Annotated in this window: 22 protein-coding genes; 10 read left to right on the top strand and 12 right to left on the bottom strand. The window is 43.2% G+C overall.

Annotated elements, in window-relative coordinates; translation table 11 throughout:
• Positions 1–241 precede the first annotated feature (241 nt).
• The 7 genes from EAH55_RS29685 (at position 242) to secG (ending at position 6,740) form a co-directional block, all read left to right on the top strand.
• Positions 242–1,087 (top strand): hypothetical protein, encoded by an 846-nt coding sequence (locus EAH55_RS29685; RefSeq protein ID WP_162997107.1) that lies wholly within the window; start codon positions 242–244, stop codon positions 1,085–1,087.
• 147 nt (positions 1,088–1,234) lie between these two features.
• On the top strand, positions 1,235–2,659 hold the full coding sequence (gene miaB / locus EAH55_RS29680) for a tRNA (N6-isopentenyl adenosine(37)-C2)-methylthiotransferase MiaB (protein WP_121812888.1): 1,425 nt from the start codon (positions 1,235–1,237) through the stop codon (positions 2,657–2,659).
• A 52-nt stretch (positions 2,660–2,711) separates the two neighbouring features.
• A complete protein-coding gene (locus tag EAH55_RS29675; RefSeq protein ID WP_121812887.1) occupies positions 2,712–3,080 on the top strand; it encodes a four helix bundle protein in 369 nt (122 codons plus the stop codon).
• A 112-nt stretch (positions 3,081–3,192) separates the two neighbouring features.
• Positions 3,193–4,452: a sigma-54 interaction domain-containing protein gene (locus EAH55_RS29670; RefSeq protein ID WP_114941551.1), complete on the top strand. Its 1,260-nt coding sequence runs from the start codon at positions 3,193–3,195 to the stop codon at positions 4,450–4,452.
• 98 nt (positions 4,453–4,550) lie between these two features.
• Entirely contained in the window at positions 4,551–4,982 is a 432-nt protein-coding gene (locus EAH55_RS29665; protein ID WP_223818006.1) for an LptE family protein, read from the top strand.
• 21 nt (positions 4,983–5,003) lie between these two features.
• A complete protein-coding gene (locus tag EAH55_RS29660; protein ID WP_121812886.1) occupies positions 5,004–6,359 on the top strand; it encodes a hypothetical protein in 1,356 nt (451 codons plus the stop codon).
• A gap of 9 nt (positions 6,360–6,368) precedes the next feature.
• A complete protein-coding gene (secG, locus tag EAH55_RS29655; RefSeq protein ID WP_112575617.1) occupies positions 6,369–6,740 on the top strand; it encodes a preprotein translocase subunit SecG in 372 nt (123 codons plus the stop codon).
• 328 nt (positions 6,741–7,068) lie between these two features.
• On the opposite strand, the gene EAH55_RS29650 is transcribed toward secG, so the two are convergent.
• The 3 genes from EAH55_RS29650 to EAH55_RS29640 form a co-directional block, all read right to left on the bottom strand.
• Positions 7,069–7,407, bottom strand: coding sequence for a hypothetical protein (locus EAH55_RS29650; protein WP_121812885.1), 339 nt, complete (start codon positions 7,405–7,407; stop codon positions 7,069–7,071).
• An 88-nt stretch (positions 7,408–7,495) separates the two neighbouring features.
• Positions 7,496–8,365 (bottom strand): aldose 1-epimerase family protein, encoded by an 870-nt coding sequence (locus EAH55_RS29645; RefSeq protein ID WP_244228403.1) that lies wholly within the window; start codon positions 8,363–8,365, stop codon positions 7,496–7,498.
• Between the two features lie 132 nt (positions 8,366–8,497).
• Positions 8,498–10,945 (bottom strand): bifunctional YncE family protein/alkaline phosphatase family protein, encoded by a 2,448-nt coding sequence (locus tag EAH55_RS29640; protein ID WP_121812884.1) that lies wholly within the window; start codon positions 10,943–10,945, stop codon positions 8,498–8,500.
• Positions 10,946–11,152: 207 nt separating this feature from the next.
• On the opposite strand from EAH55_RS29640, the gene EAH55_RS29635 reads away from it, so the two are divergent.
• On the top strand, positions 11,153–11,545 hold the full coding sequence (locus tag EAH55_RS29635) for a hypothetical protein (protein WP_162997105.1): 393 nt from the start codon (positions 11,153–11,155) through the stop codon (positions 11,543–11,545).
• Positions 11,546–11,609: 64 nt separating this feature from the next.
• Positions 11,610–12,035: a DUF2846 domain-containing protein gene (locus EAH55_RS29630; protein ID WP_121812882.1), complete on the top strand. Its 426-nt coding sequence runs from the start codon at positions 11,610–11,612 to the stop codon at positions 12,033–12,035.
• 6 nt (positions 12,036–12,041) lie between these two features.
• Here the strand turns inward: EAH55_RS29630 and EAH55_RS29625 are convergent, their stop codons facing one another.
• The 6 genes from EAH55_RS29625 to EAH55_RS29600 form a co-directional block, all read right to left on the bottom strand.
• Positions 12,042–12,932 carry a helix-turn-helix domain-containing protein gene (locus tag EAH55_RS29625; protein ID WP_121812881.1) on the bottom strand — a complete coding sequence of 297 codons (891 nt, stop codon included), beginning with the start codon at positions 12,930–12,932 and terminating at the stop codon, positions 12,042–12,044.
• Positions 12,933–13,000: 68 nt separating this feature from the next.
• Complete coding sequence (locus tag EAH55_RS29620) at positions 13,001–13,819, bottom strand: SDR family NAD(P)-dependent oxidoreductase (protein ID WP_121812880.1); 819 nt, start codon at positions 13,817–13,819, stop codon at positions 13,001–13,003.
• A 149-nt stretch (positions 13,820–13,968) separates the two neighbouring features.
• Positions 13,969–14,802, bottom strand: a complete 834-nt coding sequence (locus EAH55_RS29615) for an AraC family transcriptional regulator (RefSeq protein ID WP_121812879.1) — start codon at positions 14,800–14,802, stop codon at positions 13,969–13,971.
• A 43-nt stretch (positions 14,803–14,845) separates the two neighbouring features.
• Positions 14,846–15,817 (bottom strand): aldo/keto reductase, encoded by a 972-nt coding sequence (locus tag EAH55_RS29610; protein WP_121812878.1) that lies wholly within the window; start codon positions 15,815–15,817, stop codon positions 14,846–14,848.
• 321 nt (positions 15,818–16,138) lie between these two features.
• A complete protein-coding gene (locus tag EAH55_RS29605; RefSeq protein ID WP_121812877.1) occupies positions 16,139–17,011 on the bottom strand; it encodes a DMT family transporter in 873 nt (290 codons plus the stop codon).
• Between the two features lie 6 nt (positions 17,012–17,017).
• A complete protein-coding gene (locus EAH55_RS29600; protein ID WP_121812876.1) occupies positions 17,018–17,542 on the bottom strand; it encodes a GNAT family N-acetyltransferase in 525 nt (174 codons plus the stop codon).
• Positions 17,543–17,614: 72 nt separating this feature from the next.
• Here EAH55_RS29600 and EAH55_RS29595 point away from each other — a divergent pair, with 72 nt between their 5' ends.
• Complete coding sequence (locus EAH55_RS29595; protein ID WP_121812875.1) at positions 17,615–18,478, top strand: LysR family transcriptional regulator; 864 nt, start codon at positions 17,615–17,617, stop codon at positions 18,476–18,478.
• Here EAH55_RS29595 and EAH55_RS29590 read toward each other — a convergent pair.
• From EAH55_RS29590 to EAH55_RS29580, 3 genes are all read right to left on the bottom strand, one after another.
• The gene (locus tag EAH55_RS29590) at positions 18,459–19,994 is read right to left on the bottom strand and encodes an FAD-dependent monooxygenase (RefSeq protein WP_121812874.1); all 1,536 of its coding nucleotides are present in this window, start codon (positions 19,992–19,994) and stop codon (positions 18,459–18,461) included. The genes EAH55_RS29595 and EAH55_RS29590 overlap by 20 nt on opposite strands.
• 41 nt (positions 19,995–20,035) lie before the next feature.
• Complete coding sequence (locus EAH55_RS29585) at positions 20,036–20,857, bottom strand: AraC family transcriptional regulator (protein WP_121812873.1); 822 nt, start codon at positions 20,855–20,857, stop codon at positions 20,036–20,038.
• Between the two features lie 111 nt (positions 20,858–20,968).
• The gene (locus tag EAH55_RS29580) at positions 20,969–21,781 is read right to left on the bottom strand and encodes a class I SAM-dependent methyltransferase (protein ID WP_208644983.1); all 813 of its coding nucleotides are present in this window, start codon (positions 21,779–21,781) and stop codon (positions 20,969–20,971) included.
• Positions 21,782–21,812: the final 31 nt, after the last annotated feature.

Raw genomic sequence — 21,812 nt, 5'->3', positions numbered from 1 at the left:
TGCTTTAACAGCAAGTTAGCAACTTTTGTTATAGTGTTGGTGGCCGGATAGGTTATTTTTTGTTAAAACTCATACTTAATTCATCGTTCGTCAGGAATCGTTTCAATATGGTTTACAGCTGCGAGGATAGCTAATGTTGTGGTTTTGCTTAACCACGAAGCAACCCCCGGGAATTTCATGGCGTTATATCTAAACAATAACCATTATTAACATCTAATTAGGACTCCCGATGAAAACAAAAATGTACTTAGCCCTGACGGGCTCAATTGCCTTAACTTTACTAACGGCATCGTGTAAAAAGAATCACGACAACAACCCAACCAAGTCTACCGTTGTTACCGGTGTGCAGCTTACTTCAAACAGCACTTTTGGTAGCATTATTACAGACAACAACGGCCGCGCGCTTTACTTTTTTTCTGACGATGCTGCTAACGTTTCAACCTGTACCGGCGGCTGTGCTGTGGTTTGGCCCGCCTTTTACAAAGAAAATCCATCAATAGGCACCGGCCTGGCGGCTACCGATTTTGGTGTCATCACCAATACCGATGGAAACAAACAAACCACCTATAAAGGCTGGCCTTTGTATTATTATTCAAAAGATGTTGCAACTACAGACGTTAACGGCGATGGCGTGGGCAAAACATGGTTTATTGCTAAAGCGGATTATAGTGTAATGGTTTCTTACGCGCAGCTGATAGGCAACGATGGAAACCAATACACCAGCAAAGGTATTGCCGGTACCGAAAACTCGCAGTACATTACCGATGTTAACGGCCGTACTCTGTACATGTTTACAAAAGACGCGTTTAAAACAAACAAGTTTAGCACCGGCGTTGCGGCGCATGATGCAAACTGGCCAATTGATGGGGTAACTGCGGTTCAAAACGTTCCATCAATTTTAAACAAGGCCGACTTTGATGTGATCACCGTATTTGGGCAAACACAGTTGGTGTACAAAGGGCATCCGCTGTATTACTTTGGCCAGGATAATGGCATTAAAGGTAGTACCAAAGGTGTTAGCTTCCCTACTCCGGGTGCGGCTATATGGCAAATCAATAATACCACTACCGTAGCTTTAACACAGTAAGCTTAACTGAAACCGAATTTAATGAACGGGTAATACAAGCGTATTACCCGTTTTTTGTAAAGTAACCCATGATTTTATTTAATACTGACAATATGTCATTTAGGTATTTAAATTTTGTTTATTTTTGCAAACTAATTTTTTATATAAATGATGGATTTGCTTATTCCGGATAAAACACATGATGAGAGCAGGCAGGGTGAGGCGTTAATGTTAAAAGCCGAAGCAGCTAAAAATAATGGCCGTAAGCTTTATATTGAAAGCTATGGCTGCGCCATGAACTTTTCTGATAGTGAGATCGTAGCTTCTATTTTAGCCGAGCGTGGTTTTGAAACCACCTCCGACTATAGCGTTGCCGATGTTATTTTCATCAATACCTGTTCTATCCGCGAAAACGCCGAACAACGTGTACGCAACCGTTTAAAAGAGTTCACCGTTGCCAAAGTAAAAAATCCGGGCCTGGTGGTAGGCGTATTGGGCTGCATGGCCGAACGTCTGAAATCAAAATTCCTGGAAGAAGAAAAATTAGTTGATGTGGTTGTTGGTCCGGATGCTTACCGCGATTTGCCAAACCTGATTGACCAGGTTGATGATGGCCAAAAAGCGGTTAACGTATTGTTATCACGCGAGGAAACTTATGCCGATATCAGTCCGGTGCGTTTAAACAGCAATGGCATCAATGCCTTTGTATCCATTATGCGCGGATGCGATAACATGTGTTCGTTTTGCGTAGTGCCATTTACCCGTGGCCGCGAACGCAGCCGCGATCCATTATCGATAGTAGCCGAATGCCGCGATCTGTTTGATAGGGGCTACCGTGAGGTTACCTTGTTAGGCCAGAACGTAGATTCATATAAATATTCAACCACCGGAGAAGAAGTTATAACTACAAACTTTGCTAACCTGCTGGAGATGGTAGCGCTGATAAATCCTGATCTGAGGGTTAGGTTTTCAACCTCGCATCCGAAGGATATTACCGATGATGTGCTTTATGCCATCAATAAATACGATAACATCTGTAATTATATCCACCTGCCGGTACAATCGGGCAATAGCCGCATCCTTGATCTGATGAACCGTACTTATGACCGCGAGTGGTATATCAACAGGATAGACGCTATTCGCCGTATCATCCCTGATTGTGCGATATCAACCGATGTAATTACCGGTTTTTGCAGCGAAACCGACGATGAGCATAAGGAAACGGTAAGCATGATGGATTATGTGAAGTACGACTTTGCTTACATGTTTAAATACAGCGAAAGACCAGGTACTTTGGCTGCAAAACGTTATGCGGATGATATTCCAGAAGAAGTGAAGCAAAAGCGATTAACCGAAATAGTAGCAAAACAGCAGGAATATTCATTTTACAGGATGCAGGCCCGCATAGGCAGGGTAGAGCGCGTGCTGATAGAAGGTTTTTCTAAAAAATCTGATAAAGACTATTGCGGCCGCAGCGATCAAAATGCGATGGTAATTTTCCCGGTTGGCGAAAATTACAAGCCAGGTCAATACGTAAACGTACTTATCGAGCGCAGCACAACGGCTACCTTGATCGGTAAAGTGGTAGAGTAGAGGCAAGAAATCAAGAGTCAGGAATCAAGAAATAAGGTTAAGACTAAGCTATATGAGGCATAATTTTAAGAGTTTGAAGATTTGGCAAAAATCAATGGACCTTACAGATTTGACCTATGATTATTGTAAAGCGTTACCTATTGAAGAACGATATAACCTGATTGACCAATTAAACAGATGCTCCTGTTCCATTCCGTCTAACATAGCGGAAGGTTCAGGTAAAAGAACTAAGGCGCATTTTGCCGAATTTTTGACAACGTCCCTTACTTCATCTTTTGAGGTAGAGACGCAATTATTAATATGTGAACGACGGGGCTACGGCTCTAAAGATAAATTAAAGGAATGTTTAGATTTTGTTGTTGAAGTTCAAAAAATGATATTCTCTTTCAGAGAATACATTTTGAATTCTGATGATGAGTAAAAGCATCTCTTACATAAAAGACAAGATGTATGTAAGAAGCTAAATTTGAGATGAGAGAACCCTCCGTTCAGATCTTGCTTCCTGACTCTTGACTTCTTGAATCTTTTTTAACATGGAAGTACAGGAAATTAAACAACGCTTCGGGATCATTGGCAACTCGCCATTGCTTAACCGGGCTATAACTATAGCAAACCAGGTTTCGCCTACAGATATTTCGGTGTTGATTACCGGGGAGAGTGGTAGTGGTAAAGAGGTTTTTTCGCACATTATACACCAGATGAGCCCGCGTAAACATGGGCCTTTCATAGCGGTTAACTGTGGCGCTATACCAGAAGGTACTATCGATTCAGAACTTTTTGGCCACGAAAAAGGCGCTTATACGGGTGCTGTTGGCGAACGTAAAGGTTATTTTGAAACTGTAAATGGCGGTACCATATTTTTGGATGAGATTGCCGAAATGCCCCTGGGCACACAAGCGCGCTTGTTAAGGGTGCTTGAATCAGGCCAATATATTAAAGTAGGCTCGTCAAAAGTTGAAAAAACTAACGTGCGCGTTATTGCAGCAACTAACGTTGACGTGTACGAGGCGGTAAAAAACGGCAAATTTCGTGAAGACCTTTATTACCGTTTAAACACTGTACCATTAAAAATACCACCATTGCGCGACAGGAAGGAGGATATCTTTTTGCTGTTCCGCAAGTTTACCGCCGACTTTACCGACAAATACCGTACGCCGCCAATTCAGCTGGATGATGAGGCGCAGCAGGTATTATCAAACTATTCGTGGCCGGGTAACGTAAGGCAGCTAAAAAATATGGCCGAACAGTTGGCTGTTTTGGAGCGTGACAGGATCATTACCGCGCAAACACTGCTTACTTATATCCCGCATGAGGCCGGTGCACGCAACCTGCCCATGCGAGTTGAAAATCAGCCTAAGGAAGATTTTTCTGAACGCGATATATTGTACAAAGTACTGTTTGACATGAAGCGTGATATGGTGGAGCTGAAGAAACTGGTGGCCGATATTATTGAACATGGTGGCGTTTCGCCGCATTATGCCAATAATCCGCAGACCTTAAACCAGCTTTATCGCGATATTGAGCTGCATGGTAATGCCGAGCCACAATTTACTTTACAACAACCCGTTAATACCGTTACAAACAGCAGTAGCAACAACAGCAATACTATCGACGGCTTTAATATAACACACGATGCCGAAGAGGTGGAAGAGTCGCTGTCGCTGATTGAAAAGGAATCGGATCTGATCCGTAAGGCTTTAAAGAAACATAAGGGCAAACGCAAGCTTGCCGCTAACGAACTGGGGATCTCTGAGCGTACTTTATACAGGAAAATAAAAGAGCTAAACTTATAAAATTGATGAAAAAACTTTTGGGAATTATTTCTGTGTGTGTGCTGGTACTTATATGCCCATCATGTTACACCCTCAAAAATCAATCAATCCCGCCCAGTTTGAAGACCATTAATATACAGTTTTTTGAAAATAACGCAGCTTTGGTGGTAAATAACCTGAGCCAGACCTTTACTGAAGCGTTAAAAGACAGGGTCCGTACACAAACCAGCCTAAGCTTAGTCCGCGGCGAGGCCGATGCAACCATGTCGGGCGCTATCACCGGCTATTCTATCGCTCCGGCATCTATTCAGGCTACTGCAAATAATGTGGCTCCAATTGCTGATGCTAACAGGCTTACTATCACCGTTAGGGTTAAATTTTCATTTGATGCCGCGAAAACTCCGGCAGATAAAAAGCTTAGTTTTGAGCAAAGTTTTACTAAGTTTGCCGATTACCGGGGGGATATTTCTTCGCAGGAACAAAACCTGATACAGCAAATTAATAAGCAGTTAATTGATGATATTTTTAACGCAGCCTTTTCTAATTGGTAGGCAATTTGTATTTTCAACCACGTGGATCAATATTTGAATAGCAGGCAATACGAAATATTAGATGAACTGTTGGCCAATCCGGCCGAGACAGGTTCTTTTTATGGTTATAACCTGCAGCAGTTGGTTGATGCCTATCCTCAAAGCGGGATTTTGCGCGCATTGCTTGCGCATGCCGGTACAAATAAGGATGTGCAGAAGGCGGCCATTTACTATCAGCCTGTTTTACTGCATAAACTGATTCACGAACCCGATGGGCTTGCTCCAATAAATACGTCGCAGATAATTAACCTGGTTAATGCTGAACCAACTGTTAATACTCCGGTTACCGAAAACTATTTCAATATAGGTTTGGCTGATGATCAGGAGGATGCTTTACCGCCGACACCTGAAGAGGCATCATCCGGTTCAACTGAGGAAGCAACCAGTTTTGATTTCACCATTGGCGAGGAGCCTAAACAGGACGCTATAACTGATACTCCGGCAATAACTGAACCAGAAGCCGTTGTGTCTGCTCATGATATAGATGACGAGGTTTACGATGAAATTGTTGGGATTGAAAGCATAAGTATCGCTCAGGCTAATGCGAACGAGCTTGTTAACCATGTTGAGGCAGAGCAGGAACCAAGCAATAAAAATGAAGACGTTGCCGATCCTGAACTTCTGACGCCGCCGCCGGTTCCAACGGAAACCAGGCCGGTGAAAGACGATGTAACTGAAAAATGGATCATCGGCAATATCGCGTCAACCGATTACTTTTTATTTGATAACTCTGTTGCTGATACACGCATTGAGGATAAGGCCACAGCGCAGGAGTATGTTTCGCAAATGGCAGAGATCGGAGCTCCCGAACAGCCGGAAGTTGTATCAAAATATCATGATGAAAAAATGCCGTATACCTTTATGTGGTGGTTAGATAAAACCCGTAAAGAATACGCATCTACTTATCAGCCTTATAATATTGAAACCATTGCACCGGCAAACGCTCCGGTTGCCTCGAATGATCGGCCTGCCGACGCTTTACAGCATCAGTATTATGAAAATATCTTCCACGCACAATCGCTGGAAGAACTGGAGAAAACCCCTCAGCCCGATGTTCCGGAGATAAAAAGCAAGGAAGATCTTATTATTGAGAAATTCATTAAGGAAGAACCTCAGATCAGGCCGCCATCAATTGAGAAAATTGATAATGAGAATAAGGCAAAGAAAAGTTCGGAAGACAGAAATGACCTGGTAAGTGAAACTTTAGCGCAGATTTACATCGATCAGATGCTATATCACAAGGCTATTGCAACTTACAAAAAATTGATGTTGAAATTCCCGGAAAAAAGCCGTTACTTTGCAAGCCAAATTGAGCAGTTAGAAAAGAAAACTAATTAATATAAAGAAATGTATATCGTTTTAATCATTGTTACCGTAATTGTATGCGCTCTGTTAGGGCTTATCGTACTTATCCAAAACCCTAAAGGCGGTGGTTTGGCATCAAATTTTTCAAGCTCATCACAATTAATGGGTGTACAAAAAACTGGCGATTTCTTAGAAAAAGGTACCTGGGTGTTAGCTATAACCCTTATGGTATTGTCACTGGCTATTAACGTAGCTGTAAAAGGTGGTTCATCATCAAGCAATAATGATAACCCGGCTTTGCGTGAGCAAATTGAAAAAGCTTCAAAACCAACTAACTCGGTTCCATCAGCAACTCCGGCGTTAACACCATCTGCTACACCAGCTCCTAAACCAGCAGACAGCAGCAAAAAATAATAAAGTAATTAACTAAGATATATTGAAAGCCCCTGGAAATATCCAGGGGCTTTTTTGTTTTAAGATACAATCTTCACCAGCACATAATTAAAAATGTCATTTCGATAGAGCAGGGGAGGGAATAAGCACCGGGGCGAAAGAGAAATCTTATGCGCTGTGTAAGCTAACATGCGCGACGTATAAGATTTCTCCTCAAACCATTGCACACTCCCTGCCGGTTCGTCGAAATGACAAAACTGTTTTATTCAAACATCAGAAGATAGCCCCCCAACAAAAAAACGCCCCTGACGAAAATCAGGGGCGTTTTTTGTTATACAAGTTATTCCGGTTATAATATCAGGATCAATACTAAAATAATGATGATGATAGCACCCAATGAAAGGTAAACGCCGCCACCGCCAAGGGCATTAGCTTCTTTTTTCATGCTTTTAAGCTCGGTACGCAATTCTTTACGCTCTTCTTTGTTAAGCTGCGATTTGTCCATTGCTTTGATCTCGTTTACACGGGCTTTTATCTCCTCAACACGGGCTTGCTTTTGCTCGGTTGTCATGGTTGAAATCTCTTCTTTGCTTAGCGGAGTAAGCGCGTGACTATCGGCAGCAAAAGTATTCAAGGCTGTAAATGACAGCAATAAGGTGAGGGCTAATAAATAAACTTTCGTTTTCATAGTTTTAATATTTAAGTGATTTCTCTATGAAAGAGAAAAACTGTGAAAAATGTTTTAACCAAATCTAAATTTTTTGTAACGCCAATGTTTACAAACAAATAAAATAGGCCGACTCAAACACGTGCCCTACACTTAGTTTTTGAATAGCTTCTTTCTCTTTAATATCAACGTGTTTACCCTCGGTATCAGCACAGCCTAACCACGGCTCTATGCAAACAAAATCAGCTCCAGGTTTGGCCCATAAACCAAGATAATTGAAATGCGGAAACTCAAGCGCCAGGGTTTGATCATGCTTATCACTTTTGATAGTTATCATGCGCGATTTCACATCTTTAAAAACCAGCGCGTCGTCATTAAACAGATCGCGGGTTAAATAAAGTTTTTTATTTGGAGTAGGTACCGGATGTGTTACGCCATTAAAAAAGCCGTCTTTTGATAAAAGATGGGTGTTAAAATGTTCTTCGGTTTCAAACTCAAGGTAATAATCCTCATAATTTTCGCCCTTGTTGAAAGGTATATTAAAAGCAGGGTGCCCTCCAACCGAAAAATATATTGATTTTTTATCAAGGTTGATCACTTTATAGGTAACACGGAGAGCATTGTCAATAAGGTGGTACAGGATCTGAAAGTCGAATTTAAAAGGATAAACTTTTAATGTGTTTTCGCAATTAGGTAACGAGTAACTTGCTGATGTTTCATCCGACTCCAACAAAAAAAACTCCGACTGCCGCGCAAACCCATGGCGCGACATGGCATACTTTTCACCACCTACCAAAAGCTCATTATTAATGAGGCCGCCAACCACCGGGAAAAGGTTTGGTGCATGCCATGGCCAAACTTTTTCATCGGCCTGCCACATGTGCTCAACGCCGGTGGCTTTGTTAATAAATGAACTTAGCTGTGCGCCTTTGGTGTCAATAGCTACTTTAATGTGCTCGTTTTCTAAATGAGTGATCATAGGAGTATAATTAGTTATCTGAACCGGAATTTTAAGAAATTATTCGAATTTCACGAATTTTCAATTGCTATTAAATTTAATTCGATAAATTCTTTAATTCTAAAAATTCGAGTTCAGACACAAGTTAACAAATCAATCATCATCCTGTTCTTTTTTAGGTTCTAAAATTACAAAGGCGCTCCTTTTTGGCGCAGGCATGACAGACGACTCGCCTTTTACGTACTTCCAAACTACCTCGTTCAGCTCAATATCCGGTGCCGCATCTTCTTTAGCAAAATTAAATAGCTCGGAGCGTTTGCTGCTTTCGTTTACAGCTATGTTGCGCTGTTCCAGGTCAACCTGTGCTGCTTTGGCTGTGTAAGGTGTAAAGTCGGGCTTGCTGGTAAAGCAATCATATAAGGGCATAGCTGCGGCATCATACTGGCTCATTGGAGGAAGGCCTAAAATAAGCTCCATGGTACGCAAAACGCCCGAGGTTGAATACATGCCGTGAATCACCGCGTTACGCTTTACATACGGGCCGGCAACAAATACAGGCGAACGGTGAGCGTCGATATGGTCGGGGCCGTTTTGGGCGTCATCTTCCAAAATAAAAACTACCGATTCTTTCCAGATAGGGCTGTGCGATAAATGCTCAATAAACTGGCCTATGGCAAGGTCATTATCAGCTACTGCTGCAATAGGAGATATGGCACCTTTACGCTGCCCGCTGGTATGGTCGTTCGAAATACGTACTGTATTGAAATGCGGTACAGCGTTTATGGTCAATAACGAATCAAAATCATGCGCCCAGATCTCAGTACGTTTTACATCTTTAACATTTAAATCAAATCCCGGCGATTTTGGGCAAAAATGTCCTTCAAGCGATTTTAAGTTTGCCTTGCCCGGGTTGCCATCGCTCACAAACTCGCCGTAAGTACGGTAGCTTACGCCAGCACGCTTACAGTAATCCCATATAAAGCCATCGCGCGGATAGGCCGCTTTGCGGGTACCTTCAAAATCATAGTTACCACCGCGACCACCATAGCTGGTTGGCCAGGTTTTTTCCACAAAATCCGTAGCATAAGCTGCCATGCTCCAGTTGTGGCCGTCGGCACTTACCTCGGCATCAACGTAAAAATTATCCAGCAGCACAAACTCGTTTGCTATGGCGTGGTGATTAGGCGTTACTTTATTGCCGAAGATACATAGCGATGTATCACCGTTGCCCTGCGGCATATCGCCTAAAACCTGGTCGTAAGTGCGGTTTTCTTTAATGATGTAGAACACATATTTAATCGGCGATTTATCACCTACCCGACGCGGGATCGGGTTACCTTCTTCGCCCTTGGCTGTTTTTTCAACTTTGGCAGTAAAGGGCGTATTGGCGTAAACCTGCTTGGTGTAAGTTTTCAGCTCGGCATCGGTTGGGGTATTGATAAAGGATAACGTACCTTTAAATAAGCCACCGATATACTGCTCGCGACTATTGATTGCGCCTTGTTTGTAACCGCTGTTGTCAGTTTTTTTAACCGGCTGAGGTCCTCTCGGATTAGCCATTGATGAAAAGCCCTTACCGTTTGACACCAGGATTTTATCACCTAACATTTTTACGTTGGTAGGGTACCAGCCAACCGGGATAAAGCCCTTGCTTTTGCTGCTGCCGGGGACAGTAACGTCAAATACGGCAAGGCAATTGTTATCGGCATTGGCTATGTACAATGTTTTTCCGTTAGATGATAGCGCGAGCCCGTTACTGGTTGAACCGGTGAGGCGGGTAGGATAAAGGGCTGTAGAAATAGTTTCGACTATTTTATGTGTAGTTGTATTTACTACAGACACCGCGTTGTCATTGGCGTCGGCAACATACAGAAATTTCCCTTTTTTATCTAAAAGCAGTTCGTTGGGGTGGCTGCTGGTTTTGATAGTACTTAGGGTTTGGGTTGTAATGTTATAAAAGCCAAGCATATCGCCGCCCCATAAAGAAATATAAAGCGTTTTTTCATCCGGAGATAAAACGCAGCTATAAGCTTCGGCCGGAAGTTTTACCTGTTTAAGGATATTTTTTTTATCAGGATCGATAATATAAAGGGTACTATCTTCTTTGGTAACTGAATACAGGCGGCTGTTGCTTTTGTTGGTTACCAGGCCTGTAGGGCATACCTTGTTTTTAGGCCAGGCATTTGGCGCTAACTTAATGGTATCAGGTGTTCCCAGTTTGTTATTGGCGATGTTGAATACCAGGATCCAGTTATCGTTTCCGCCCGATGCATACAATTTTTTCTCGTCGCGGCTGAAAGCAAGGCCATACCATGATTTTTTTACTACCACTTCGTCAAGCAGTTTTTCATTTTTAGGGTCGATCAGTTGTACCGATTGGGTGCTTTGGCCGTTATTGGTAACTGCCAGTAATTTGCCTGATGACGACAACTGCATATTAAGAGGCAGATCGCCAAGAGGCAGTGAACGCCCGGCGGGACTAAGCTTCCATCCGTTAGGTAATAATACCTGTCCTGTTTGCTCGATTTTACCCGGAGTTTGGGCGAACGATTGTAACGCCGCACTTAAAAGGGTAATGCCGGCAATGAATTTTAGTTTCATAAGAAAACGATTGTAGCCAAAATTACAAATTCGTTTTATTCTGAAAGGCTTATTAACGGAAACTTAACATGACTTTTGAACTACAGATTTCCTACAGAATTTAAAATGGTTATTTTAGTAAACTTGAAATGTTGAACAAAAGTCCCTGCCATGTTTAATTTATTCAGAAAGAAGCAAATACCACTCATAATACATCAATATAAAAACTTGATCATTAACCTTCCTGCGCATTGGCAATATGAATTTGAAGGAGAAAATCAGGAGGCTTGTTTTGATCCGAAATCGAAAAGTACCCTGCGTTTTAATATTATTGAGGTAATCCCTCCACCGGGAATAACTGAAGAAGAAAATTTGAAATTTCTGATCGCTGATCTGTCTTATGCAACCACAGTACATGGAAACCTTTTGGCAGGGCCTGCTTATAAAGAGTCGGACGATAATGGTACGATGATTACGCTTATTACCTGGCGATTGATAAAGCCTGAAAGAACGATGGCGGTTATTACCTATACTGTTTTATCTGCTGAGAAGGATTCATCATCAGAAAATGAAACGCTTAAGCTGATCCGAACATCGTTGCTAAATGCACGATTAACATAGTTAACAAGGTTTTAAAGTTTAAAAATGCTATATTGAACATACTTACTACTTAAACTTTATATCTATGAAAACTATCAAAATCTTCGCCTTTTTTGCGTTTATGCTGGTCATGTCCTTTAAAGGTTTTTCACAAACTAAAACAGGGCAGGTTTACCTGATCCGGGTAACGGGGTATGCAGGATCGGCGGTTAATTACAGGTTTTATGTTGATGATAAACTTGTCTGCAAAATGAAAAATAAATCTTTTTCCATACATGATATAACTCCCGGTCTGCATACGGTTAGCGTAGTTAGCGGCGGCCTGTCAAATGGAAAAAAATCGGCACCATTAACAATAACTGTTGAAGAAGGAAAAGTGAATTATGTAAGTGTTGTTAGTACCGAAGCCGGATATGTAAACAAAATAACCTGCCAGGAAATTACCCAAAACTCAGCGGATCCGCTTTTAGCAAAGGCCAAACAGAAAAAAAATTGTGAAACAGCAGAGTAAAAGCCGTTAATTAACCAACTGCTTTTTAAACTGGTTAGGACTGATACCTGTTTCCTTTTTAAACAACCGCGAAAAATATGGCAAGTTCTCAAAGCCGAGCTCGTACGCTATTTCCGAAACGCTTTGGTAATCACTTTTAAGGCGGTTTTTGGCTTCGTTTACCAGGTAAATATGTATCAGTTCAATAGCCGTCTTTCCTGTTTCCTGCTTAAGCAAATCGCTCAGGTAACGCGGCGACAGGTTGAGTTGCGAGGCTAACGCGTTAACAGATGGCAGTCCCTGGGTTAGCAGCAATCCATTTTTAAAATAGGCGGCTAACACTTCATTAAATTTCGATACAGTTTTGCCCGAAAGTTCGGTGCGGTTAATAAACTGGCGTTTGTAAAACCGTTGCGAATATTTCAGGATCGAATCTATATGAGTAAGCATAATATCACGGCTGTACTCATCGGTATTGTTGCGGTATTCGGCTTCTATCTTGTAATAAAGGTCCCACATGATCTGCTCTTCTGAGGGCGAAAGGTGCAGTGCTTCGTTTGCTTCGTAATCGAAAAAAGCATATTTGCTTATTTCAGTATGCAGAAAGTGCCCGTTCAGGAAATCCTCGTGGATGAACATGATAAACGCGTCTTCATCATATTCAACACTGTTAAACTGAATTACTTGCCGGGGTTTGATAAACATCATGCTGCCGTTATCATGATCATATTTGGTGCGGCCATACATGATCTGCCCTGCTTTAAGCTTTTTAAACCCGATCATATAAAAATCGGATGTAAATTCCCTCTCGCCAAACCCGCAGGTATGGGTACACCTGTACAAACTGAAAAGCGGGTTCTCCGGCATCGGAAAACCGTTAGACCGGTGCATGTCGGTCAAATTTTTAAAATGCTGCATGATGAATAAAGTTAAACAAATCTACGCCGGAATACGGCGTAGATTATGTCAGGATAATACCATTTATATTATTTACCGTGTGCTGCCGAGGCAACTTCATTCCAGCTGTCCCATTCTGCAGTACGGCCTTCATAAGTTTGTTTAACCCAAGGGTAAGCGTATTTACCAAGGAATAAACGCAATGGAGGATTATCGCTGTCAATCAATTTAAGTACAGCATCGGTAGTTGCTTCTGGTACACCGAAAATTTCGTCGGTTAAACCAGCCTGGAACGCAGCGCGTACAGCATCATACTCCGGCATTGCCACAGTTTGCGCGGCAGAGGCTCCTGCCCAGTCGGTTGCAAAGCCATTTGGTTCAATTAATGATACTTTTATCCCAAAGCCTTTTACTTCGGCGGCCAATGTTTCGCTTAAACCTTCCACTGCAAATTTAGAGGCATTGTATATGCCCAATACAGGCAGGGTAATAAGCCCCAGCACGCTTGAAAGCTGAATGATATGGCCGTGACCTTGCTCACGCATAACCGGTAATACGGCTTGCGATAACCATAGCAAACCAAAGAAGTTGGTTTCCATCTGCTCGCGGGCTTCCTGCTCGGTGGTTTCTTCTATGCTGCCAAATAAACCGTAACCGGCATTATTGATCAGCACGTCAATACTGCCGAAATGTTCTTTAGCTTTGTTGATAGCTGCAAAATCAGCAGCGCGGTCGTTAACGTCTAACTGTAGCGGTAAAATATTGTTGCCATATTTGTTAACCAGATCGTCCAGCGAGCTTAAGTCGCGGGCGGTTGCTACTACTTTATCGCCTCTTTGCAATAGTGCCTCGGCCCATAATTTACCGAAGCCACGTGATGCGCCGGTAATGAAAATTGTCTTTGCCATTTTTGTTGTTTTTAAATGATAAGACAAAATTAGATCGATTGGGGCCGCGCGATTTATACAGAAGTAGGGAACACTGATACATTTTTACGCAGGCGCTTATAATTGGTAATGGGAGTGTCATTAGCGTAAAAAATAAGCGGCAAAGCTTATCAAATTAAAGAGCTTCCTGGCTCCAATACCCATTCGGTAGGGGCCTTACCAAACTTTTTCTTGAAGGAGTAGGAAAAATGAGCGAGGCTTTCGAAGCCAAGGTCGAGGTATATAGCTGATGGCTTTTTGCTTCTTTTTTCTATTAAATGCCGGGCTTCTGTTAACCGTTTTTCCTGCAGCCAGTGCCGGGGCGCCATACCGAATATTTTTTGAAAATCGCGCTTAAACCCGGCAAGGCTTCTGCCTGTTAACCTCGCGAATTTTTCGACAGGGATATTGAAATGGAAATTGCTGTGCATAAACTTTTCCAGGTCCATTTTATAAGGCTCCGAAAAATCAAACAGGAAATTCTTTAGTTCGGGCATCGTATTGATAAGGAGGTACACCGCCTCTTTTACTTTTAATATGCCCATGGTATTGGTGATCTGCTCGTTCGGGTGATGGACGTAGGGGATCACCGATTGAAAAAAAGCATGAAGGAAATCATTTTTAGGAATAAGTATGTTAGGCGGGCCAGCATACTTATTCCCTATTTCTATTTGTTCGTCAAGCGCGATTTTCCTGAGCAGGTCTTCTTTTAAACAAATAACAATAGTTTGATACTCCTCACCATCAAGTGGTGTTTTAGTGAGTTCGCCCAACTGATTTCTATGGATCAGCAGCATCTCGCCTTTTTCCATCGAAATTTTCTCGCTCGCTGTCTCCATCGTAAAACGACCAGAAACCTGCAATACCAGGGTAGTATGTTCCAGGAATGCTACTTTATCTTTTCTCATTGCCGAGAGGTAAGAGTAAAAGAGCACGCCCGGAATAATTTCAGTTGGGTTAACCATTACGTAAAGATATAAAATGAGGAGGGCTTATGGTAACAACCTATTATCGCTGCAAATAGGTGCTGCCCAATATTGCGCCGGGCGCAAAGGTTGTATTAAGCGTGTCTATTTCAGCAGCAGTAAACTCAATGCCCATAGCTGCTATGTTTTCGGGCAGGCGCGAACGGCGGCTCATGCTTACCAGTGGCATCATATGATCGCCCTGCGCGTTAACCCAGGCTATGGCTACCTGCGTAGGCGTAAATCCTTTATCTTTTGCTATATGTTTTAATACCTCAACCTTTTCCAGGTTTTTAACCAGGTTTTCGCCCTGAAAACGTGAAAAATGGTTGTGATAACTATCGGCCGGAAGTGGGGCTTTCATGTCGCCGGTTAGCAGACCTTCGGCTGTATTGGCAAATGCCACAACGCCAATACCCAGCTCTTTCGCGGTTGGGAGCAGGTCGCTTTCAATTTGCCTGTCGGCTAAAGAATAACCTATTTCCAACGCAGATACAGGGTATACGCTATTGGCTTTGCGCAATTGCTCTGATGTAATTTCAGAAACGCCGAGGTGACGTACTTTTCCTTCTTTAATGAGGTCGGCAATGGTGCCAATTACATCTTCTACTGGAACGCTGTTATCTAAGCGGCATGGCTGATAAAGATCAATGGTATCTATACCCAGGCGTACTAAAGAGTAGTTTATGAAGTTTTTGATAGCTACCGGGCGCAGATCCAGCCCAAGCCATTGGCCGCCATAAAATATCGCGCCAAATTTTACGCTGATAAAGGCATCATCCCTTCGGCCTTTAATGGCTTTACCTACCAGCAGCTCGTTATGGCCTGCGCCATAAAAATCGCCTGTGTTCAGAAAATTAATGCCATTATCCAATGCCTCCTGAATGGTGGCAATACTTTCATTTTCGTCGCCGGCACGGCTTCCCCAAACAGAGGACATACGCATGCAGCCTAATCCAAGTTTTGAAACTAAGGGTCCGTTTTTGCCGAGGGCTATTTTTGATATTGTTGTCATCGTTGTTTTGTTTTATAAATTAACAATACAAAGATGCAGCTTGTTCGCCTTGGGCCGATTTCTTCTACGGCTCAAATTACTTACCTGTATGGCTCAGTTATGTGATGCGTATACTACTCGAGTTAATATTGATACTAAAGCTGATAGGAAATATTATATCCATTGCCGTTGACTTTAGTCAACGGTGCGAAAATGCGCCTCAGCCGGGCTTTAGCCCAATTAATCAGGTTGCATTTGGCTAAAGCCCTTTGTTTTTCCTATTATTCCTTTGACTAAAGGCAACGGCAATGAAGTAAATTATTGGATCGGATCTAAACAGTTTTAAGACTGTCGTGCTCTTCGTAGAAATTTCACTTCGGATATAAGTGTTGCCATAAAAATTAGGCTACCGCCTAAAAGCAAACGCCAGGTAAACCCTTCGCCCAAAATGAAAAAGGCGGCTATGGCTCCAAATACCGGTTCAAAAAGATAAATGATGGATACCCTTTCGGCGCTGATATGCCGCTGCGCAATGTTTGATACCGTGTACATATATGCGGTAGAGAACAGAGAACAGTAGGCAATCCCTATCCAGAAAGTATTACTTGCCGGCGACCAGTTTGTATTAACATCGCTTACAGCAATACAACCGGTAAATAATGCACAAGCGGCAAACATCGGCACAATGGTGTTTACTATATCTTTTGACCGGGAATGCGTTTCTACCTTGATGAGGTAAACAGCAAAGGCAACGGCCCCGGCAATGGTATATAAATCGCCAATGTTAACCGAAAAATCTTTATTGATTGAAATGATGGATAAGCCGATTAGAGCAATAGTTGCCGCAATCCAGATTTTGGCCGGGGCGACGGTTTTGTACAAAATAATTTTGAGTAAGGGAATAATCACCACACACATACCCGCCACAAATGAGCATTGCGAGGCGGTACTGTACTTAATACCCAGTGTTTGAAAATAGATGCCGGCAGTGAGCGGAACAGCTAAAGCAACCCCTATTTTTACAGAAATCCACTTGATTGCTTTTAAACGTTTCCAAAAGATGATGGAAAGGATCGTTGTAGCAGCTAAGAAACGATAAAACAAAAACGCGGATGATGATGCCTGCCCAATGGCCAGTTTAGTCACCGAAAATGAGATGCCCCAAAACGCGGTACCCAATATCAATAAAACAAGCAGTATATTTTTTTTATCCATCTCTTATCAGTCTTTTAATATCTTTTTCATCATTAAATCAATCTGCTCATCAGCACCTAACCGGAAGATATGCTGATCAAATTCCACGAAACCATTCTTTTTATAAAAGCTGATGGCCCTCTGATTTTTTTCCCATACCCCAAGCCATATATATTTCGCGTTGATCTCGTTTGCTATCTGGATAGCCTTGTTGTAAAGCAGCTGGCCCACTTTTTTACCATGAAAACCCTGCAATACATAGATCCGTTCGATTTCAAGCGCGTGGGTATCTTTAATTTCTGTTTGCGCCTGCCCCAGGTTTAACTTCAGGTAGCCAATTACTTCGCCGTTTAGCACTGCAAAGTAAAATTGAGATAGCTCATTACTTAGTTCGAAAGTCAATCTTTCTACAGAAAAACTCTCGTTGAGATAAGCATTCATATCCTCTTCGGAGTTAACGGCCGAAAAAGTTTCAAAGAATGTCTGGATACTTATTTGCTGAAGTTGAATGACATCGGCTTGTTCAACCTTATCAATCGTTAAATTTTCCATAGCACAAATTTACTGTATCGTTATATGCTATAAAATGCTATTTTTTGATCCATTAATGCGTAAATTGCATTAATGGATTTTCAGCAGATCAGATATTTTTTAGCCTTAGCACAGGAGCTTCACTTTTGGAACACGGCCGGTAAAATGAATATTACCCAATCGGCACTTAGCAGGCAGATCCAGTCGCTTGAAAGTGAGTTGGGGGTACTGTTATTTGAGCGTAATAAACGAAATGTTAAACTAACCCCGGCAGGTAAGTTTTTAAAGGATAAGTGGGAGGTGGAGCTGAACGAACTGGAATTTATTCATCAGTTTGCCCGTCAAATACATTTGGGCGAAAGGGGAACGATAAGGATAGCCCATCCTGATTCTATTTCCGCGTCGATTATTCCTGATATTATGGCGAATATCTCGAACGCGTTCCCCAAACTGCAAATAGAACTGGTACAGGTACTGTATGAAAATCAGCAGGAATTTTTACTGAACTATAAAATTGATCTGATCATTACCCGGGATATGAATAGTGCGCCCGGTATCCGGTCGGAGAAGATTTATACCGATAACCTGTCGATCGTTGTTCCGGAAAATCACCCATATCGCACTATAGACGATCTTTCTAAAGAAACACTCAGTCAACAAAAATTTATACTGCCAATAAAAGATGAGGGCAGCAGCTATAGTGATATTATTCATCAAATGTTTAAGGCGCTGGAGGTTGTGCCTGATGTTTACCTGCATTCAGAATTTGGGTCGACGATTATAGCGCTGGTGCGGAAAGGCCTTGGCGTGGCGATACTGCCCGATTCCTATATGTATCATGAAAGCCCGGGATTACGGTTTATTAAACTGCCTTTTAAAACCGATCTGTATCTTAACTGGCGTGCCGAAGACCATAATCCCGTGTTGTCGAACGTGCTTAAATTGATTTTGAATTAATAACAAACCATTGGGCGGCGGCCTCATGAAGTCCATTCAAATCTGATGTTTGACCGGAAGCCCAGGCGATGATGCCGTCGGGACGGATCAACAAAGCGTTTAAACCCAATTGGTTTTTCGCCTTGCCTGAAACATAGCTGATCTGGATGCTGTGTTCGGCTGCAAAGGTTTTAAGCGAATCATTGCCATCAAAATCAAGCAGGATGCCTTTACCATCATGCATTAATCCGCCAATGGTTGAACCATCTTCAAACTCAAAATTGGGAACGCTGTGCCCTGTTAGCGGATGATTGCCGTTAAGCTGGTAATGTGTATGGATACCCCATACCCGGCCTGCAAAATAGGTAGCGCCGTCGCGCGTATTGATCAAATCACGGATAACGGCATTCAGCGCACGGGCACCTGGATCAGGTTTCATAATAGCTACCTGGGCACGCGACCAATCCAAAACCTGTGCGCCAATCGGATATCGCTCGGTATAATAACTATCCAGCAAGCCCTCCGTAGCCTCTTTCCGGATAGTTGCCGCAAGTTTCCAGCCCAGGTTCATGGCATCGCCCAGGCCAAGGTTTAATCCCTGCCCGCCCAGCGGCGAGTGGATATGCGCGGCATCGCCGGCTAAAAGTATCCTGCCGTTACGGTAAGTTGTGGCCTGGCGCGCGCGGTCGGTCCAGGTGGTTGCGGTGTGAAGCGTGTTGATGGTAACATCGGTGTTTGATACGCGGCGCAAAACCTCCTGAACATGTTCAAGCGTAATTGGCTTATCCGAACCATGAAATGCCCCGCCATCAAAATCCTGGATCACCACGTAACCCGGTTGCGACTGCATGTACATGCCTCGTTCTGTCACGTTCCGTCCCGGTTTGAGCTTTTCGGGGTCAGCTATATCAATCCGGGTGGTATAGCCGGTAAATTCGGGTTCGGTACCGGCAAATTCAAAGCCGGCCAGTTTGCGCACAACGCTCCGGCTACCGTCGCATCCTACAAGCCATTTAGCTTTAAAAGATTGATGGCCCGCCTCAACAGTAACTTCATCGGCATTTTGCTGAAAGCCGGTAATGGCGAGCCCGCGCTTGATCTCCACACCCAGTGATTCTGCCCGGCGGGCGAATATCGTTTCAAGTTCCTGCATTTCAGAAATTAAACTTGTTGCGGGAGAGCCTGGCAGGCGGTATTGCCATTGTGAAGTGTCAACATTGCCTTCCAGAAAGGGAATGCCGGCAAAATGCCCTACCTGGCGTTGGGCTCCCTCTTTGGCATGCAAGTGAGGGTTTTTAATGCGTTTATGCACCTCAAGCTGTTCAAGCAAGCCCCGGTGATAAAGCGCCTCAATGGTAGGTGCCGAGAGGCCACGAATGCCGAAAGGCAATTGCTTTAAAGGAGTATTGGGGGCTTCGGCTTTTTCCAGTATCAGGACTGAGCATTTGGCCAAAGCGAGTTCGCAGGCAAGGAACAGTCCTACAGGCCCTGCTCCGGAGATGATTACATCATATGTAGATTGATCTTGTGCTTTCATTTTAAATAAATTGATGCACAAAATTGTGAAATGCCGCTGGATCAGGATTGTATAAACGCGACAAAATCATTGCTGCTTACTGCCTGTTTCCTTTTATTGGCTTTGCGGGCAAAGGCAGCAGGCGTGGTGCCGCTGTAGCGCTTAAATTCGCGACTCAGGTGCGATTGATCGGTATAACCTAACTCATGGGCTAAACCCGCGAGGTTGATATCCGGATTATGCCATAATTGGTTTCGCACTTGTTCAAAACGAATCAGCGCGGATACATCCTTAACTGTATGGCCGGACGACTGCTTAAAATTCCGTTCCAATGTACGGACAGTGGCATGGGCCGCCTCTGCTACTTGGCTCACGGGCATGGTGCCATTTGCCTTCCGCATGGCAGAGCCGGCTTTGGATAGCATATTGTTTGTAGCAAGTTGTAGACGTGTATCAAGGAAGTACTGCTTTACTACAGTTATCGCTTCATCTACCTTATCGGTATTAACCAACTCATTCAAAGAGGGTTGAAGCCGGGCGACAGGATGTTCAAACACGTGCATACCACCTTTGCCGGATGGCAGGTCAAGCAGATCAAATACCGTCCAGGGAAAAAAACGCACGCCGATGATCTCCAACCGGTTTTTTGTGTAAAAAATAGCCGGTTGATTGAGCAGTCCCATCATAAACGGGGAAGGCAAAGGTTGCAAGCCGCCTTTGTATGAGGCACTAAAAATGCTGTCGAAATAAAAGATGATTTCCACATAGCCATCAGGTTGTACTTCAAAGGCTGATTGTTGTTCGCCAAAATCGCCGGTATTGTACCAAAAGCATTTTATAATATCCTTAAGCTCTTCGGGAGGTTCAAATTCCTGGTGCTGCATTTTTAAAGATAGGGTATTTTGTTTGCAGTAGGTGTTGATAGCCGGATCCTGAGCTACAAAATATCATCAAACAAAAGCCTCAGATCTCTCGACCCAAGGCTTCTGCCTGATTTACTTAATCACGGTAACCTTTAAGTATGTGGCGTTTATGGACGTACTGTTTGCGGTATCGCTTTTGTTTTGACTGTTGAACAATGCCTCCAGTTCCTGCTGCAGTTCTGCGCTTTTGTTATTTTTTTCGGCGGCTTCAAAAGCATTCATGGTAGGGCCGTAATAGTTTTTGAAAGCCTCAACAAACTTTATTGGGCTATAAGGAGCCTTGAAAGTAAAAGTCTCTTTAGCAAAGGAAATATTTTCCTTCCTGATGCCCGCGTTAACGAAGCGCTCTATCACACTTTCTTCAACTCCCCACAGCATCGGACTGATAAAGCCCTCGGGTGGCGGCGGCATATAAGCCGAACTGATTTTGAGTATCTGCGCTACCAGGGTAGGGTCGCCGGGAATCCAGTTGCCCATAACAATTTTACCGCCGGGACGTACCACGCGCACCATTTCTTTTGCAACATCCAAAGGTTTTGGCGCGAACATGGCGCCAAATATGCTAACCACAAGGTCAAATGAATTATCTTTTAATTGGTTCAGGTCACTTGCATCGCCTTCGCTGAATGTACATTGGGTTAGCCCTTCTGCCTTGGCACGTGCGTTTCCTGCTGCCACAAGGTTCGCGGCTATATCAACGCCCGAAACATCTGCGCCGAGCCTTGCCTCCGGGATGGCGGTTGTGCCATCGCCGCACCCGAGGTCAAGTACCCTAAGGTTTTTGGTGATTCCTAATTTACTAACCAGCTCTTCGCCACTTTCGCGCATAGTTGCCGCAATTTGTGTGAAGTCGCCTTTTTCCCATAGTGCTTTGTTGGGGTTCATAATGTTGGTGATTTAAATATTTGATTTTCAA

This window comes from Mucilaginibacter kameinonensis (genome assembly GCF_003675385.1).
GTDB classification, from domain to species: Bacteria; Bacteroidota; Bacteroidia; order Sphingobacteriales; family Sphingobacteriaceae; genus Mucilaginibacter; species Mucilaginibacter kameinonensis.
This window is presented reverse-complemented; position numbering and strand designations above follow the sequence as displayed.